This window comes from Cellulosimicrobium cellulans (genome assembly GCF_001722485.1).
Lineage (GTDB): Bacteria > Actinomycetota > Actinomycetes > Actinomycetales > Cellulomonadaceae > Cellulosimicrobium > Cellulosimicrobium cellulans_A.
In genome coordinates this window covers 1-11,311 of sequence record NZ_LWGL01000025.1, presented here as the reverse complement: position 1 = coordinate 11,311, position 11,311 = coordinate 1, and the positions used below count along the sequence as shown (strand labels likewise).

Genomic DNA, 11,311 nt, shown 5'->3' with positions numbered 1-11,311 from the left:
CGTTCCGGGTGCAACGCGCCGCCGCCCGCGGCTATTCCGCCGTGAGGGCGCGGACGGGCTGGCGCAGGATCGTGCGCAGCTTCTCGGGCGCGGACCGGCGCGGGTCGCCGAGGTAGATCTCGTGGTGCTTGCCGACCATGCGCAAGCCGTTGCCGGGGATGAACTCCTCGTGCATCCGGGCCAGCACGGGGGCCTCGTCGTCGAAGGGGCCGACGTGCAGCGTCTGCACGCACCGGCCCTCGGACAGCGTCTCGAACCGGACGTCGGCCAGGCGCGCCGGGCGGTCCTTCGCACCGGCCCGTCCGATCGCGGCCTCCACCATCTCGGGGCCGAGCCAGTCCGGGACCATGATCATCATCGTCCAGTCCCACCGCGACTTGTCCCGCGCCGAGGTGAACGTGGCCATGTCGTCGGCCCACCACAGGCCCTCCAGCGGCATGACGACGTGGTCACGGCCGAGTTCCCGCTTGCTGGCGAACTTCAGCGCGTAGGCCACGGGGTACAGCGCGGCGAGCGCCTGCGCGTAACCGGGCTCGGTGTTCGGGTCACCGTGGCCGTCGACCATGAGGTACTGCTGGTCGGGCACGTCCAGGACGCGGAACCGGCCCCGCCGGGCCTGGTAGGCGTCGAGGGTCTTCTTGAGGTCGACCTTGTCGGTCACGGCGCGACTGTAGCGCCGGGCGCCGCGGCCACGGAAGGGCGGACACGCGGCGGCCGGGCGCAGGAGGGCGGGAACGCGAACGAGGCCCGAGCGTCTGCCGAGGTCGTTGCCTCGTGCGGCCGCTCGGGCCTCGTGCGACTGGGGTGAGTAACGGGACTTGAACCCGCGACCCCCTGGACCACAACCAGGTGCTCTACCAGCTGAGCTATACCCACCAGGACCGGATCGGCACCGTCGGACCCCGGAGGGGAACGGTGCACCGGCCGTCGAAAAGTGTACCCGGTCTGCCGGGTGCTTCAGGACGCGTGCGGCGTCGGGGCGTCGGCGGGGTCCGTGACGGTGGTCACGGGGGCGGCGTCGCCCGCGGTGCTCGCGTCGCGCACCCCGGTGACCGTGGTGGCCTTGACCTGCGCCGCGATCCGGCGCGCGGTCGCCGAGTCCGGTCCCGGGGCCGGGACGAACACGGCCTCGCGGTAGTACCGCAGCTCGTCGATGCTCTCGAGGATGTCGGCGAGCGCGCGGTGTCCGCCGTGCTTCTCAGGCGAGGCGAAGTACGCACGGGGGAACCAGCGCCGGGAGAGCTCCTTGACCGAGGAGACGTCCACGATCCGGTAGTGCAGGTGGCCGACGAGCGCCGGCATGTCGCGGTCGAGGAACGCCTTGTCCGTCGCGACGGAGTTGCCCGCCAGGGGCGCCTTGCCCGGCTCGGGGACCCAGGTGCGCACGTAGTCGAGCACCCGCTGCTCGGCCTCGGCGAGCGTCAGGCCCGCGTCGAGCTCGTCGAGCAGGCCCGACGTCGTGTGCATCTCGCGCACGAAGTCGCCCATCTGCTCGAGGGCCTCGGCCGGAGGGCGGACGACGACGTCGACGCCCTCCCCGAGCACGTTGAGGTCGGAGTCGGTGACGACGGCGGCGACCTCGACGAGGGCGTCGGCGCCCAGGTCGAGCCCGGTCATCTCGCAGTCGATCCAGACGATGCGTTCGTTGGCGTTCACGGGGCTCACCCGGGACAGCCTAGTCCGGCCGTCCGTCGCACCCGCGGTGGGGTCGTGCGCCGGGCGTGCGCACGCCCGGCGGCACGGCGAAGGCCCCGGCTGCGCGGACCGTGCGGGTCCGGGCGACCGGGGCCTTCGGCGGGTGCCGCCCTGCGGTGAGGAGGTGCTCCTCGCCGACTGGCGGTGGGTGCGCGTCATGCGGTGCGGCGCGGCAGGCGTGCGTGCCGGGTCCGCGCCGGGACGCGGGCGCTGGTGCGGCGCAGCTGCGACCGGCGCAGGGACTGCTCCTGCAGCTGCTCGCGACGGCTCAGGGCCGCCACGTCGTACGTGATGAGGGGATGCATGGTGATTTTCTCTCGTGACGCCGGATCTCGTGGGCCTGGCCGGGCCCTCCACCGCCCGGTACGGACCGGGCGGACGTCACCGCGGTGTGTGACCACACAACCACGCGGCGGCGCCCGCACGCACGGGATTTACGGGCGTCGCGACATCGCGGGACGGCGCGATGCACGACACCTCTTGGCACTCTCACGGTGAGAGTGCTAAAACGAGAGATGTAGCCGCCGCGGGGCGCCTGCCTCGCGGGACACCGACGGGTCCCGGACGGTCCGGGACCGTGGACGAGGAGGTGAGAGGTGTGGCTGCGATGACCGACCCCTTCACGAGCACCCTGGACGCGATGGACCGCCTCGTGAGCCAGCTGGCTCCCGGTGGGCGCGTCTCGGCCGCGTCCGCCGCGATGCCGCTCGACCTGTTCCGGGCCGGCGACCACTACGTGCTGACGATGGACCTGCCGGGAGTGGACCCGGGGACGATCGACGTCTCCGTGGACGACCGCACCCTGACGGTCCGGGCCGAGCGCAGCCCGCGCACCGACCCGGACGTGCAGTGGCTCGCGCGCGAGCGGCCCTCGGGCACGTTCGCCCGGCAGCTCACGGTCGGGCGGGGCCTCGCGCTGGACCGCATCACGGCGTCGTACGAGGACGGCGTCCTGTCGCTGACGATCCCCGTCGCCGAGGAGGCGCGGCCCCGCCGCATCGAGGTCGCGCACCGCGCGGGCAGCGGCTCGACGCAGATCGAGTCCGCGCCGGCCGAGCCGGCGGGGCAGCAGGGCGCCGCGCCGGCCCAGGACGGGTGACGCCGCGCGCGGGGCTCAGACCTCGCCCGGCAGCGCCTTGCGGATGACGAGGCGCGTCCACGCCCCCAGGTAGATCCGGTCCCCGTCGGCCAGCTCGCGTCGCTGGCCGGCGGGGACCGGCTCCGTCGGGAGCGGGTCGCCCGCCGGGCTCACGTACGTCCCGTTGGACGACTGCAGGTCCTCGACCCACCACCGCTGGCCGTCGGTGCTGAGCTGGCAGTGACGGCGGGAGACCCCCGTGTCGGCACCGCAGTCGACCTGAGGGTGGATGCCGCGCGACACCGAGGGGCGGCCGACCAGGACGCTGCGCTCGCGCAGGACGACGAGGCCGGGCAGGCCCGCAGACGGCATCGGGTCCTCCGGCTGCTGCGCCGCGTACCAGTCCGGGTCGATCCGCGCTCGTCCGTGCGCTGCCCGAGGAGGACGAGGAGGGTCTCGAGTACGCGGCCGCCCTCGAGGCGGCGGACGACTCGCTCGCGCTCGTCGCGGCGCGGCCGGACGCGCCGCGGCAGCGTCTCGTCGTCACGGTGGAGGTGCCCGACGGCGCGGTCCAGGTCGTCGAGCCCCCGGCGGGTGCCGACGACGAGGACGCGCCCGCACCCAGCGCCGTCCAGGTCGTGCGCACCGTGCCCGACGTCGCGATCGTGTGCGTCCACGTCGACGAGCCGGAGGCGGCCCCCGACGTGGAGGCGGTGCTCGCCGCGGCCGACGGCGAGGGGCAGGAGGCCGACGAGGCGCTCGACGCGGCGCTGGAGCGCGTCACCGAGCGCGACCTGCTCTGGTACGACTGGTCCGAGCTCGCGGACGTGCCGCGCGCCTGAGCCCGTCGGCGCGGGGGCGCGGGAGTCAGCCGAGGCGGCCCAGCACCTCGTCGTGCAGGCGCCCGTTCGTCGCGACGGCGTTCCCGCCCCACGGCCCGTCGGCGCCGTCGAGCGACGTGAAGCGTCCGCCGGCCTCGGTGACGATCGGCACGAGCGCCGCCATGTCGTAGAGCTCGAGCTCAGGCTCGGCCGCCGCGTCGACCGCGCCCTCCGCGACGAGCATGTACGACCAGAAGTCGCCGTACCCGCGCGTGCGCCACGCGCCGCGCAGCAGGTCGAGGAACGGCTCGAGCCGCCCGCGCTCCTCCCAGCCGTCGAGCGACGCGTACGCGAACGACGCGTCCTCCCACCGGGAGACGCCCGAGACCTGCAGGCGCGTCGCCGCGGCGAGCGACTTGCCGGTCCACGCGCCGGTGCCCTTCGCGGCCCACCACCGGCGGCCCAGCGCGGGCGCCGACACGAGGCCGACGACGACCTCGTCGCCGTCGGCGAGCGCGATGAGCGTCGCCCAGACGGGCACGCCGCGCACGAAGTTCTTCGTCCCGTCGATCGGGTCGACGATCCACCGGCGTGCGCCGTGGCCCGTCTCGCCGTACTCCTCGCCGACGATCGCGTCCCGGCCGCGCGCACGGCCCAGCTGGGCGCGGATGATCTCCTCCGCGGCGCGGTCGGCGTCGCTCACGGGCGTCGCGTCCGGCTTGGTCTCGACGTGCAGGTCGAGGGCCTTGAAGCGGGACATGGTGTGCGCGTCGACCTGGTCGGCGATCACGTGGGCGAGGCGGAGGTCGTCGTCGTAGCTCCGCGTCGAGGGGGGCGTCATGGCTCACACCGTAGCGGTGCGACCCCGCGGGGAGGGCTCAGGCCGCGCCCGTGCGCGACGACAGCACGCGGCGGAACGACTCCACGCGCGCGGCGCGCGCCGCGTGCTCCGTCTCGTCCGACGACGCGGCGACCCAGTCGTCGAGGGCGCAGTCGGGCGCGTCGTCGAGGTGGGTGCAGCCGCGGGGGCAGTCCGCGGCCACGGCGTCGAGGTCCTCGAACGCGTGCAGCAGGTGCCCGACCTCGACGTGCGCGAGGCCGAACGACCGGACGCCCGGCGTGTCGATGACCCAGCCGCCGCCCGGCAGGCGCAGCGCGACGGCCGACGTCGACGTGTGGCGGCCCCGCCCGGTCACGTCGTTGACCACGCCCGTCGCACGCCCGGCGTCGGGCACGAGCGCGTTGACGAGCGTCGACTTGCCGACGCCCGAGTGGCCGACGAGCACCGAGGTGCGGTCGGCGAGCGCGTCGCGCACGGCGTCGACCGGCTCGATCGCGAAGCCGCCCGCGGCCGAGCCGTCGGGCACGCGGCGCGTCACGACGACCGACACCCCGAGGGGCTCGTACAGCGCGCGCAGGGGAGCGGGGTCCGCGAGGTCGGCCTTGGTGAGGCACAGCAGGACGTCCATGCCGGCGTCGTACGCCGCGACGACGCACCGGTCGATCATGCGCGTGCGCGGCTCCGGCTCCGCGAGGGCCGTGACGACGACGAGCTGGTCGGCGTTGGCGACGATGACGCGCTCGTACGGGTCGGTGTCGTCCGCGGTGCGGCGAAGCACCGACGAGCGCTCCTGGATGCGCACGATGCGCCCGAGGGTCCCGGCGTCGCCGGTCGCGTCGCCGACGACGTCGACGCGGTCGCCGCACACCACGCGCGTGCGGCCGAGCTCGCGCGCCTTCATCGCCACGACGGTGCGCTCGTCACCGGTGCCCCCGTCGACGAGCAGCGTGTAGCGGCCCCGGTCGACTCCCGTGACGAACCCGGTGACCGCGTCCGCGTGCTCGGGCCGCTGCTTGGTGCGGGGCCTGCTGCCTCGCTTGCCGGGGCGGGTGCGGAAGTCCGACTCGTCGGGCACGCGGCGCGCCATCAGAGGGCCGACACCCCCTCGGCCGGGCCGGAGGACCGCGGTCCCGCCGCGTCGCCGGCGAGCATGCGCGCCCACATGGCGTCGAAACCGGGGAGCGTCTTCGCGGTCGTCGCCACGTTCTCCACGACGACGCCCGGAACGCGCAGCCCGAGGAGCGCCGCCGACGTCGCCATGCGGTGGTCGTGGTAGGTGCGGAACGTCGCCCCGTGCAGCGGGCGCGGCGTGATGACGAGCCCGTCGCGCGTCTCCTCCGCGCGGCCACCGAGGCGCGTGATCTCCGCGGCGAGGGCCGCGAGCCGGTCGGTCTCGTGCCCGCGCAGGTGCGCGATGCCGCGCAGACGGCTGGGGGAGTCGGCGAGCGCGGCGAGCGCGGCGATGGTCGGGGCGAGCTCGCCCGCGGCGTGCAGGTCGACGTCGACGCCGCGCACCTCGCCCGTGCCCGTCACCGTCATGACGCCGTCCTCGAGGCTCGCCGTGCCGCCCATCGCGGTGAGCAGGTCGCCGAGCATCGCGCCGGGCTGGGTGGTCGTCGTCGGCCAGCCCGGGACGCGCACCGTGCCGCCCGCGACGAGCGCCGCGGCGAGGAACGGGCCCGCGTTGGACAGGTCCGGCTCGACCTGGACGTCGCGCGCGGCGACCGGTCCCGGTTCCACGCGCCAGATGGCCGGGCGGGAGTCGTCGACCTGGACCCCGACCTCGCGCAGCACCTCAACCGTCATGTCGATGTGCGGCATGCTCGGCAGCGTCCTGCCGACGTGGCGCAGGGTCAGGCCCTGGTCGAACCGCGCCGCCGCGAGCAGGAGGCCCGAGACGAACTGGCTCGAGGCGGACGCGTCGACGTCGACGGACCCGCCGCGCACCCGGCCGCGCCCGCGGACCGTGAACGGGAGCGTCGTCGGCGTCCCCGGGCCGTCGCCGGCGATGCCCACGCCGAGCGCGCCGAGCGCGGCGAGGACCGGGCCCATGGGCCGCACGCGCGCGCCCTCGTCGCCGTCGAACCGGACCGGCCCGTCGGCCAGCGCGGCGACCGGCGGCAGGAAGCGCATCACCGTGCCGGCGAGCCCGCAGTCGACCTCCGCGGGACCGCGCAGCGGTCCGGGCGTCACACGCAGCTCGCTCCTGGTGGCGCCCTCGGCGACGTCGACGCCGAGGGCGCGCAGTCCGGCCGCCATGAGGTCGGCGTCGCGGCTGCGCAGCGCGCCGCGCAGGACGCCCGGCCCGTCGGCGAGGGCCGCGAGCACGAGCAGGCGGTTGGTGAGCGACTTCGACCCCGGCACCTCGACGGTCGCGTCGAGCGGCCCGTCCGCCACCGGTGCGGCCCAGCCCTCCGGGTCGACGGGGCCGGGTGCGGGGGCGGCGGGACGCTCGTCGGTCATGGTGCCCAGGCTAGTGGAGGCCCCCGGCGCGCCGACGGACCCACCCGGCAGACGGACGGCGGTCGCCGGACGCCCGTCAGGCGACCTTGGCCCGGATCGCCGCACCGGCGTCGTGCAGCGTCGACGACGCGGAGCTCGCGACGCCCCGGGCGGCGCCGGTGAGGCCCTTCGCCGCGCCCTTGACGCCCTGGGCCGCACCCTTCGCGGTGCCCGTGACGCCGTGCGCCGCGCCCTTCGCGCCCGCCGCGACCGCGTGCTGCTTGGCCTGGGTGGCGACGGCGAGATCGTGGCGCGCCCTCGCGAGCCGCCACTGCACGCCGGGCCGGCCCTCGTAGTCCGCCCCGGCGATGAGCGCGGCCCCGATCGCCCCGAGGTTCGCGACGAACTTGCGCGTGCGCTCCTCGCGCTCCGGCCCGCGCGACGTGAACGGCTGGTTAACCACGGCGAGCGGGACGGCGAGCGCGGCCAGCGCGAGCGCCGCGGTGCGCGGCGCCTTCCCGAACGCGAGGCACAGCCCGGCGACGGCGGTCGCGGCACCGTGCGCGCGCACGAGGGTCGCGACCTGCGACTCGCTCAGCGAGGCGTCGACGCCCGTGCTCCGCTCGACGAGGTCCACGCCGTCGCGCGCGGCGCGCACGTGCTCGGCGGGCTTGAGCGCGGTCTGGACGCCGTCGTAGACGAACCAGGAGGCCAGCATCGGCCTCGCGACGTGACGCAGCAGCATCGGATCACTCCTTCGGTAGCGGACGCGTCTCAGCCTGCCGCGCACCGGGGTGCCGCGCCACCGGCGGAGACGGCGCGCCTCGGGCCGGCGGCGTCGCGACGCGTCGCCCGACCGGTCAGAGCGCCCCGCCGGCCGCCTCGGGGGCGTCGGCCGACTCGCCGGCGTCGCCGATCGTCTCGCGCGCGACGAAGTTCTCGAGGTCGAACAGGTTGTCGCCCGCGCGCTGCGCGACGGTGAGCAGCGTGGAGGCCGAGGCGACCTCCTCGACCTGCTCCTTGAGGAACCACAGGAGGAACTGCTCGCCGAGCGCGTCGCCCTCCTCGCGCGCCGCGCGGAAGATGGCCTCGATCTGGCTCGTCACCTGCTTCTCCTGGTCGAGCGCGAGCTGCAGGGGCTCGACGACCGTCGTGAAGTCGTTGCGCACGGGGCCCGTGCCCGGGATCTCGACCGGCAGGTCGCGGTCGAGGTGGTACCGCACGATCATCATCGCGTGGTTGCGCTCCTCGACGGCCTGCCGGTAGAAGTGCGCGGCGAGCTGCGGGAGGTCGCGGGCGTCGAACCACACGGCGATCGCCACGTACTGCTGGTGGGCGTCGAACTCGTGCGCCACCTGCTCGCGCAGCAGGGTGAGGAAGCGGGACGGGCTCGCGGAGGTCGTCATGGCGACACGCTAGCGACACACGGTCCGGGCGAACACCCCCGCGCGGGGCTCGGTGGCGCCGTGCGTCACGGCGGGGAATGGGCGGACGGCCGTCGTCGTTGCACCACGCGTGACCATCCTGCTCGACGCCTCGCGGACCGCCGTACCGGCGGACCGTCCGGCCTCCCCGGACGCGGCCTTCGCCGCGGCCTGGCGCACCGTCCCGTCCCACGAGGGCGTCCCAGCGAACGAGCGGGCGGCCGGAGGACTAGGCTCGTGGGCGATGAGCGAGCGAACCCCCGAGAGCCCCGACGAGGCGTCGTCGCCGACGCCCGCCGCCGCGCCGCCCCGGCCCGAGGACGGCGAGGCCACGGGCGCGCCTGCCGCGAGCGCCGACGTCGAGGCCGCGGCGAGCGCCGACGTCGAGGCCGTGGACGACACCGACACGAACCGGGCGCCGGAGGCGGAGGGCGACGCGGCGCGCGCCGCGCGGTTCGAGCGGGACGCCCTGCAGTACCTGGACCAGCTGTACTCCGCGGCGCTGCGCATGACGCGCAACCCGTCGGACGCCGAGGACCTCGTCCAGGAGACGTTCGCCAAGGCCTTCGCGGCCTTCCACCAGTACCGGCCGGGCACGAACCTCAAGGCGTGGCTGTACCGGATCCTGACGAACACGTTCATCAACACGTACCGCAAGAAGCAGCGCGAGCCGCAGCAGGCCCAGACGGAGGACGTCGAGGACTGGCAGATCGCGCGGGCGGCGTCGCACACGTCGCAGGGCCTGCGCTCCGCGGAGGCCGAGGCGCTGGACCGCCTGCCGGACACGGACGTCAAGCGCGCGCTGCAGGAGCTCCCCGAGGACCGGCGCATGGTCGTGTACTACGCCGACGTCGAGGGCTTCCCGTACAAGGAGATCGCGGAGATCATGGGGACACCGATCGGAACGGTCATGTCCCGCCTGCACCGGGGCAGGCGCCAGCTGCGCGAGCTGCTGGCCGACTACGCCGCGAGACGAGGACTGGTCGGGGCCAAGGCTCCTGGAGGTGAGTCGTGAGCATGTCGGAGCGCTGGGAACGGGACGCCCAGGACGCAGGGACGGCCGAGGGGTCGGTGACGCCGATCCCGCACGCCACGGAGGGCGAGTCGGAGTGCGAGCACGCGCTCACGCACCTCTACGAGTACCTGGACTCGGAGATGACGCCGGAGGACGAGATGCGGATGCGCGCGCACGTCGCGCACTGCTCGCCGTGCCTCGCGGAGCTGAGCGTCGAGGAGCTCGTCAAGCAGCTCGTGCGCCGCTCGTGCCACGAGCAGGCGCCGGCGGGCCTGCGCGAGCGCATCCACGCCCAGCTCACGGTGATGTCCACCCCGACGATCGTGACGACCACGACGACGGTCGTCTCGAGCACCACGGTGGTGACCGAGGTCCGCTGAGGCTGCCGGGGGAGACGACGAGGGCCCGGACCGACGACGTCGGTCCGGGCCCTTCCGCGTCCGCCTCAGGCGTTGGGGCGCTTGCCGTGGTTCGCGGCGTTGCCCTTGCGGCTGCGACGCTTGCGTCCGCGCTTGCTCATGGTGATCTCCTAGTGCTCGGGAGTCGGTGCTCGGGAGTGGTCGGCGGTGCTGCCGTCCTCGGGACGGCCGCGCGCGGCGTGCCCGGTCCGCCGACCATCGTCCCACACCACGCCCCTTGCTCGGCGCCGGGACGAGATATATCGTGTCGCGAGAACGCGATATATCGCGGCGGTCCCGGCCACGGCGGGACGCGGCAGCACGGAGACGGAGCAGCGATGGCCCTCGAGTCCTGGACCGTGAGCGGTCCCCAGACGGTCGACGTCGCGCGCGGGACGTCCCTCGACGTCGAGCTGTGCGGCGGGCGCGTCGACGTCGTGGCGCACGACGACCCCGGCCGCACCGACGTGCGGGTCGAGGTCCACGCGGTCGCCGGCCGGCCGCTGCGGGTGCGCAGCGACGGGTCGACGGTGCGCGTCGGCTACGACGCGCCGGGCGGCGGGTGGCAGGGCATCCTCGAGCGCCTGCGCACCTGGACCGGCAGGGACCGGGTCGAGGTCCACGTCGCGGTGCCGGCCTCCGCCCACGTGTCCGTCGCCACCGTCCACGGCGAGGGCCTCGTCGCGGGCGTGCGCGCGGGCGCCCGCGTCCGGACGGTGTCCGGCTCCCTCCTCACCAGTGCGACGCGTGGTGCGCTCCACGTGGGGACGGTCTCCGGCGACGTGTCCGTGAGCGAGCACGACGGGCCGCTGTCCCTGGAGTCGGTGTCGGGCGAGCTCACCGCGACGGGCGCGCTGCACGGGGTCACGCTGTCGTCCGTGTCCGGCGACGTCACGGTCGACACGCGTGCCACGCCCTCCGAGGTCCGGGTGAAGGCCGTGTCGGCGGAGGTCCTCCTGCGGCTCCCCGACCCGGACGCCATGGACTACGAGGTCCGGTGCGTGAGCGGCCGGCTCGTGGTGGACGGTGCCGAGCAGCGCGCGGAGGCGGGGACGTTCACGCGGCCGTCCCTGCACGGCGTCGGCCGCCCGGTCCGGGTGTCGGCCGTGTCCGGCGACGTCACGGTGCTCCGCGGCGGCGTCGAGGACGCCGTGCCCGACGACGGTCCCGACGTCCCGGTCTGGGGGACCCCGAGCGCACCTGTCGCGGCCCCGGGCGGACCGGCGGACGCCTGATGGCGACGGTCTTCGCCCACGGCCAGCTCCGCCTCTACCTCCTCGCGCTGCTCGCCGCCGGTCCCAAGCACGGCTACGAGCTCATCACCGAGCTGTCGGAGCGGTTCGGCGGCACGTACCGGCCGAGCGCCGGCACGATCTACCCGCGGCTCGCCCGCCTCGAGGACGAGGGGCTCGTCCGGCGCACCGACGCCGGCCGCCGGTCGACCTACGCGCTCACGCCCGCCGGGCGCGCGGAGGTCGAGGCGCGCCGCTCCGACGTCGCCGCGCTCGAGCAGGACATCGCGGCGACCGTCCGCCACCGGGCCGAGGCGCTGCGGGCCGACGTGCAGGGCACGCTCCAGCGCCTGCGCGCCGAGCTC

Annotated in this window: 16 protein-coding genes and 1 tRNA gene; 6 read left to right on the top strand and 11 right to left on the bottom strand. The window is 75.2% G+C overall.

All coding sequences use genetic code 11. From position 1 onward, the window contains the following. Window positions 1–31: 31 nt before the first annotated feature. From JZ5iCDA_RS04925 to JZ5iCDA_RS18755, 4 genes are all read right to left on the bottom strand, one after another. A complete protein-coding gene (locus JZ5iCDA_RS04925) occupies window positions 32–661 on the bottom strand; it encodes a GyrI-like domain-containing protein (protein WP_069386139.1) in 630 nt (209 codons plus the stop codon). A gap of 139 nt (window positions 662–800) precedes the next feature. Continuing rightward, window positions 801–876: transfer RNA gene (locus tag JZ5iCDA_RS04920), tRNA-His, on the bottom strand. A gap of 81 nt (window positions 877–957) precedes the next feature. Continuing rightward, window positions 958–1,665, bottom strand: coding sequence for an oligoribonuclease (gene orn, locus JZ5iCDA_RS04915; protein ID WP_083259676.1), 708 nt, complete (start codon window positions 1,663–1,665; stop codon window positions 958–960). 185 nt (window positions 1,666–1,850) lie between these two features. Continuing rightward, window positions 1,851–2,000 (bottom strand): hypothetical protein, encoded by a 150-nt coding sequence (locus tag JZ5iCDA_RS18755; protein WP_171905300.1) that lies wholly within the window; start codon window positions 1,998–2,000, stop codon window positions 1,851–1,853. A gap of 293 nt (window positions 2,001–2,293) precedes the next feature. Here JZ5iCDA_RS18755 and JZ5iCDA_RS04910 point away from each other — a divergent pair, with 293 nt between their 5' ends. Further along, window positions 2,294–2,794 carry an Hsp20/alpha crystallin family protein gene (locus JZ5iCDA_RS04910; RefSeq protein ID WP_436967387.1) on the top strand — a complete coding sequence of 167 codons (501 nt, stop codon included), beginning with the start codon at window positions 2,294–2,296 and terminating at the stop codon, window positions 2,792–2,794. Window positions 2,795–2,809: 15 nt separating this feature from the next. Here JZ5iCDA_RS04910 and JZ5iCDA_RS04905 read toward each other — a convergent pair whose 3' ends face one another. Beyond that, the gene (locus JZ5iCDA_RS04905) at window positions 2,810–3,145 is read right to left on the bottom strand and encodes an FHA domain-containing protein (RefSeq protein ID WP_083259675.1); all 336 of its coding nucleotides are present in this window, start codon (window positions 3,143–3,145) and stop codon (window positions 2,810–2,812) included. Between the two features lie 59 nt (window positions 3,146–3,204). Here JZ5iCDA_RS04905 and JZ5iCDA_RS04900 point away from each other — a divergent pair, with 59 nt between their 5' ends. Beyond that, window positions 3,205–3,615, top strand: coding sequence for a DUF6912 family protein (locus tag JZ5iCDA_RS04900; RefSeq protein ID WP_436967388.1), 411 nt, complete (start codon window positions 3,205–3,207; stop codon window positions 3,613–3,615). A gap of 25 nt (window positions 3,616–3,640) precedes the next feature. On the opposite strand, the gene hisN is transcribed toward JZ5iCDA_RS04900, so the two are convergent. From hisN to JZ5iCDA_RS04875, 5 genes are all read right to left on the bottom strand, one after another. After that, a complete protein-coding gene (gene hisN, locus JZ5iCDA_RS04895) occupies window positions 3,641–4,435 on the bottom strand; it encodes a histidinol-phosphatase (RefSeq protein WP_069386138.1) in 795 nt (264 codons plus the stop codon). Between the two features lie 37 nt (window positions 4,436–4,472). Beyond that, window positions 4,473–5,522 carry a ribosome small subunit-dependent GTPase A gene (gene rsgA, locus JZ5iCDA_RS04890; protein ID WP_069386137.1) on the bottom strand — a complete coding sequence of 350 codons (1,050 nt, stop codon included), beginning with the start codon at window positions 5,520–5,522 and terminating at the stop codon, window positions 4,473–4,475. Then, window positions 5,522–6,898, bottom strand: a complete 1,377-nt coding sequence (aroA, locus tag JZ5iCDA_RS04885; RefSeq protein WP_069386136.1) for a 3-phosphoshikimate 1-carboxyvinyltransferase — start codon at window positions 6,896–6,898, stop codon at window positions 5,522–5,524. The genes rsgA and aroA overlap by 1 nt, the downstream gene beginning before the upstream one ends. 76 nt (window positions 6,899–6,974) lie before the next feature. Further along, window positions 6,975–7,622, bottom strand: a complete 648-nt coding sequence (locus JZ5iCDA_RS04880) for a DoxX family membrane protein (RefSeq protein ID WP_069386135.1) — start codon at window positions 7,620–7,622, stop codon at window positions 6,975–6,977. Between the two features lie 115 nt (window positions 7,623–7,737). Continuing rightward, window positions 7,738–8,283: a ferritin gene (locus JZ5iCDA_RS04875; RefSeq protein ID WP_069386134.1), complete on the bottom strand. Its 546-nt coding sequence runs from the start codon at window positions 8,281–8,283 to the stop codon at window positions 7,738–7,740. 262 nt (window positions 8,284–8,545) lie between these two features. Here JZ5iCDA_RS04875 and JZ5iCDA_RS04870 point away from each other — a divergent pair, with 262 nt between their 5' ends. Next, window positions 8,546–9,316, top strand: a complete 771-nt coding sequence (locus tag JZ5iCDA_RS04870; RefSeq protein ID WP_290438800.1) for a sigma-70 family RNA polymerase sigma factor — start codon at window positions 8,546–8,548, stop codon at window positions 9,314–9,316. A gap of 2 nt (window positions 9,317–9,318) precedes the next feature. Further along, the gene (gene rsrA, locus JZ5iCDA_RS04865; protein WP_083259680.1) at window positions 9,319–9,696 is read left to right on the top strand and encodes a mycothiol system anti-sigma-R factor; all 378 of its coding nucleotides are present in this window, start codon (window positions 9,319–9,321) and stop codon (window positions 9,694–9,696) included. 65 nt (window positions 9,697–9,761) lie between these two features. Here the strand turns inward: rsrA and JZ5iCDA_RS20055 are convergent, their stop codons facing one another. After that, window positions 9,762–9,836 carry a 50S ribosomal protein bL37 gene (locus tag JZ5iCDA_RS20055; protein ID WP_099052597.1) on the bottom strand — a complete coding sequence of 25 codons (75 nt, stop codon included), beginning with the start codon at window positions 9,834–9,836 and terminating at the stop codon, window positions 9,762–9,764. 216 nt (window positions 9,837–10,052) lie between these two features. Here JZ5iCDA_RS20055 and JZ5iCDA_RS04860 point away from each other — a divergent pair, with 216 nt between their 5' ends. Continuing rightward, window positions 10,053–10,949 carry a DUF4097 family beta strand repeat-containing protein gene (locus tag JZ5iCDA_RS04860; RefSeq protein ID WP_069386133.1) on the top strand — a complete coding sequence of 299 codons (897 nt, stop codon included), beginning with the start codon at window positions 10,053–10,055 and terminating at the stop codon, window positions 10,947–10,949. Continuing rightward, on the top strand, window positions 10,949–11,311 hold a 363-nt coding region (locus tag JZ5iCDA_RS04855), incomplete at its 3' end, for a PadR family transcriptional regulator (protein WP_139122962.1). The genes JZ5iCDA_RS04860 and JZ5iCDA_RS04855, both read left to right, overlap by 1 nt.

What these genes read in the sequence shown, in the direction of transcription:
- JZ5iCDA_RS04905 (WP_083259675.1), bottom strand. Translation starts at nt 3,145, where the DNA reads ATGCCGTCTGCGGGCCTGCCCGGCCTCGTCGTCCTGCGCGAGCGCAGC.
- JZ5iCDA_RS18755 (WP_171905300.1), bottom strand. Translation starts at nt 2,000, where the DNA reads ATGCATCCCCTCATCACGTACGACGTGGCGGCCCTGAGCCGTCGCGAG.
- rsrA (WP_083259680.1), top strand. Translation starts at nt 9,319, where the DNA reads ATGTCGGAGCGCTGGGAACGGGACGCCCAGGACGCAGGGACGGCCGAG.
- rsgA (WP_069386137.1), bottom strand. Translation starts at nt 5,522, where the DNA reads ATGGCGCGCCGCGTGCCCGACGAGTCGGACTTCCGCACCCGCCCCGGC.
- JZ5iCDA_RS04870 (WP_290438800.1), top strand. Translation starts at nt 8,546, where the DNA reads ATGAGCGAGCGAACCCCCGAGAGCCCCGACGAGGCGTCGTCGCCGACG.
- JZ5iCDA_RS04860 (WP_069386133.1), top strand. Translation starts at nt 10,053, where the DNA reads ATGGCCCTCGAGTCCTGGACCGTGAGCGGTCCCCAGACGGTCGACGTC.
- JZ5iCDA_RS04875 (WP_069386134.1), bottom strand. Translation starts at nt 8,283, where the DNA reads ATGACGACCTCCGCGAGCCCGTCCCGCTTCCTCACCCTGCTGCGCGAG.
- aroA (WP_069386136.1), bottom strand. Translation starts at nt 6,898, where the DNA reads ATGACCGACGAGCGTCCCGCCGCCCCCGCACCCGGCCCCGTCGACCCG.
- JZ5iCDA_RS04880 (WP_069386135.1), bottom strand. Translation starts at nt 7,622, where the DNA reads ATGCTGCTGCGTCACGTCGCGAGGCCGATGCTGGCCTCCTGGTTCGTC.
- hisN (WP_069386138.1), bottom strand. Translation starts at nt 4,435, where the DNA reads ATGACGCCCCCCTCGACGCGGAGCTACGACGACGACCTCCGCCTCGCC.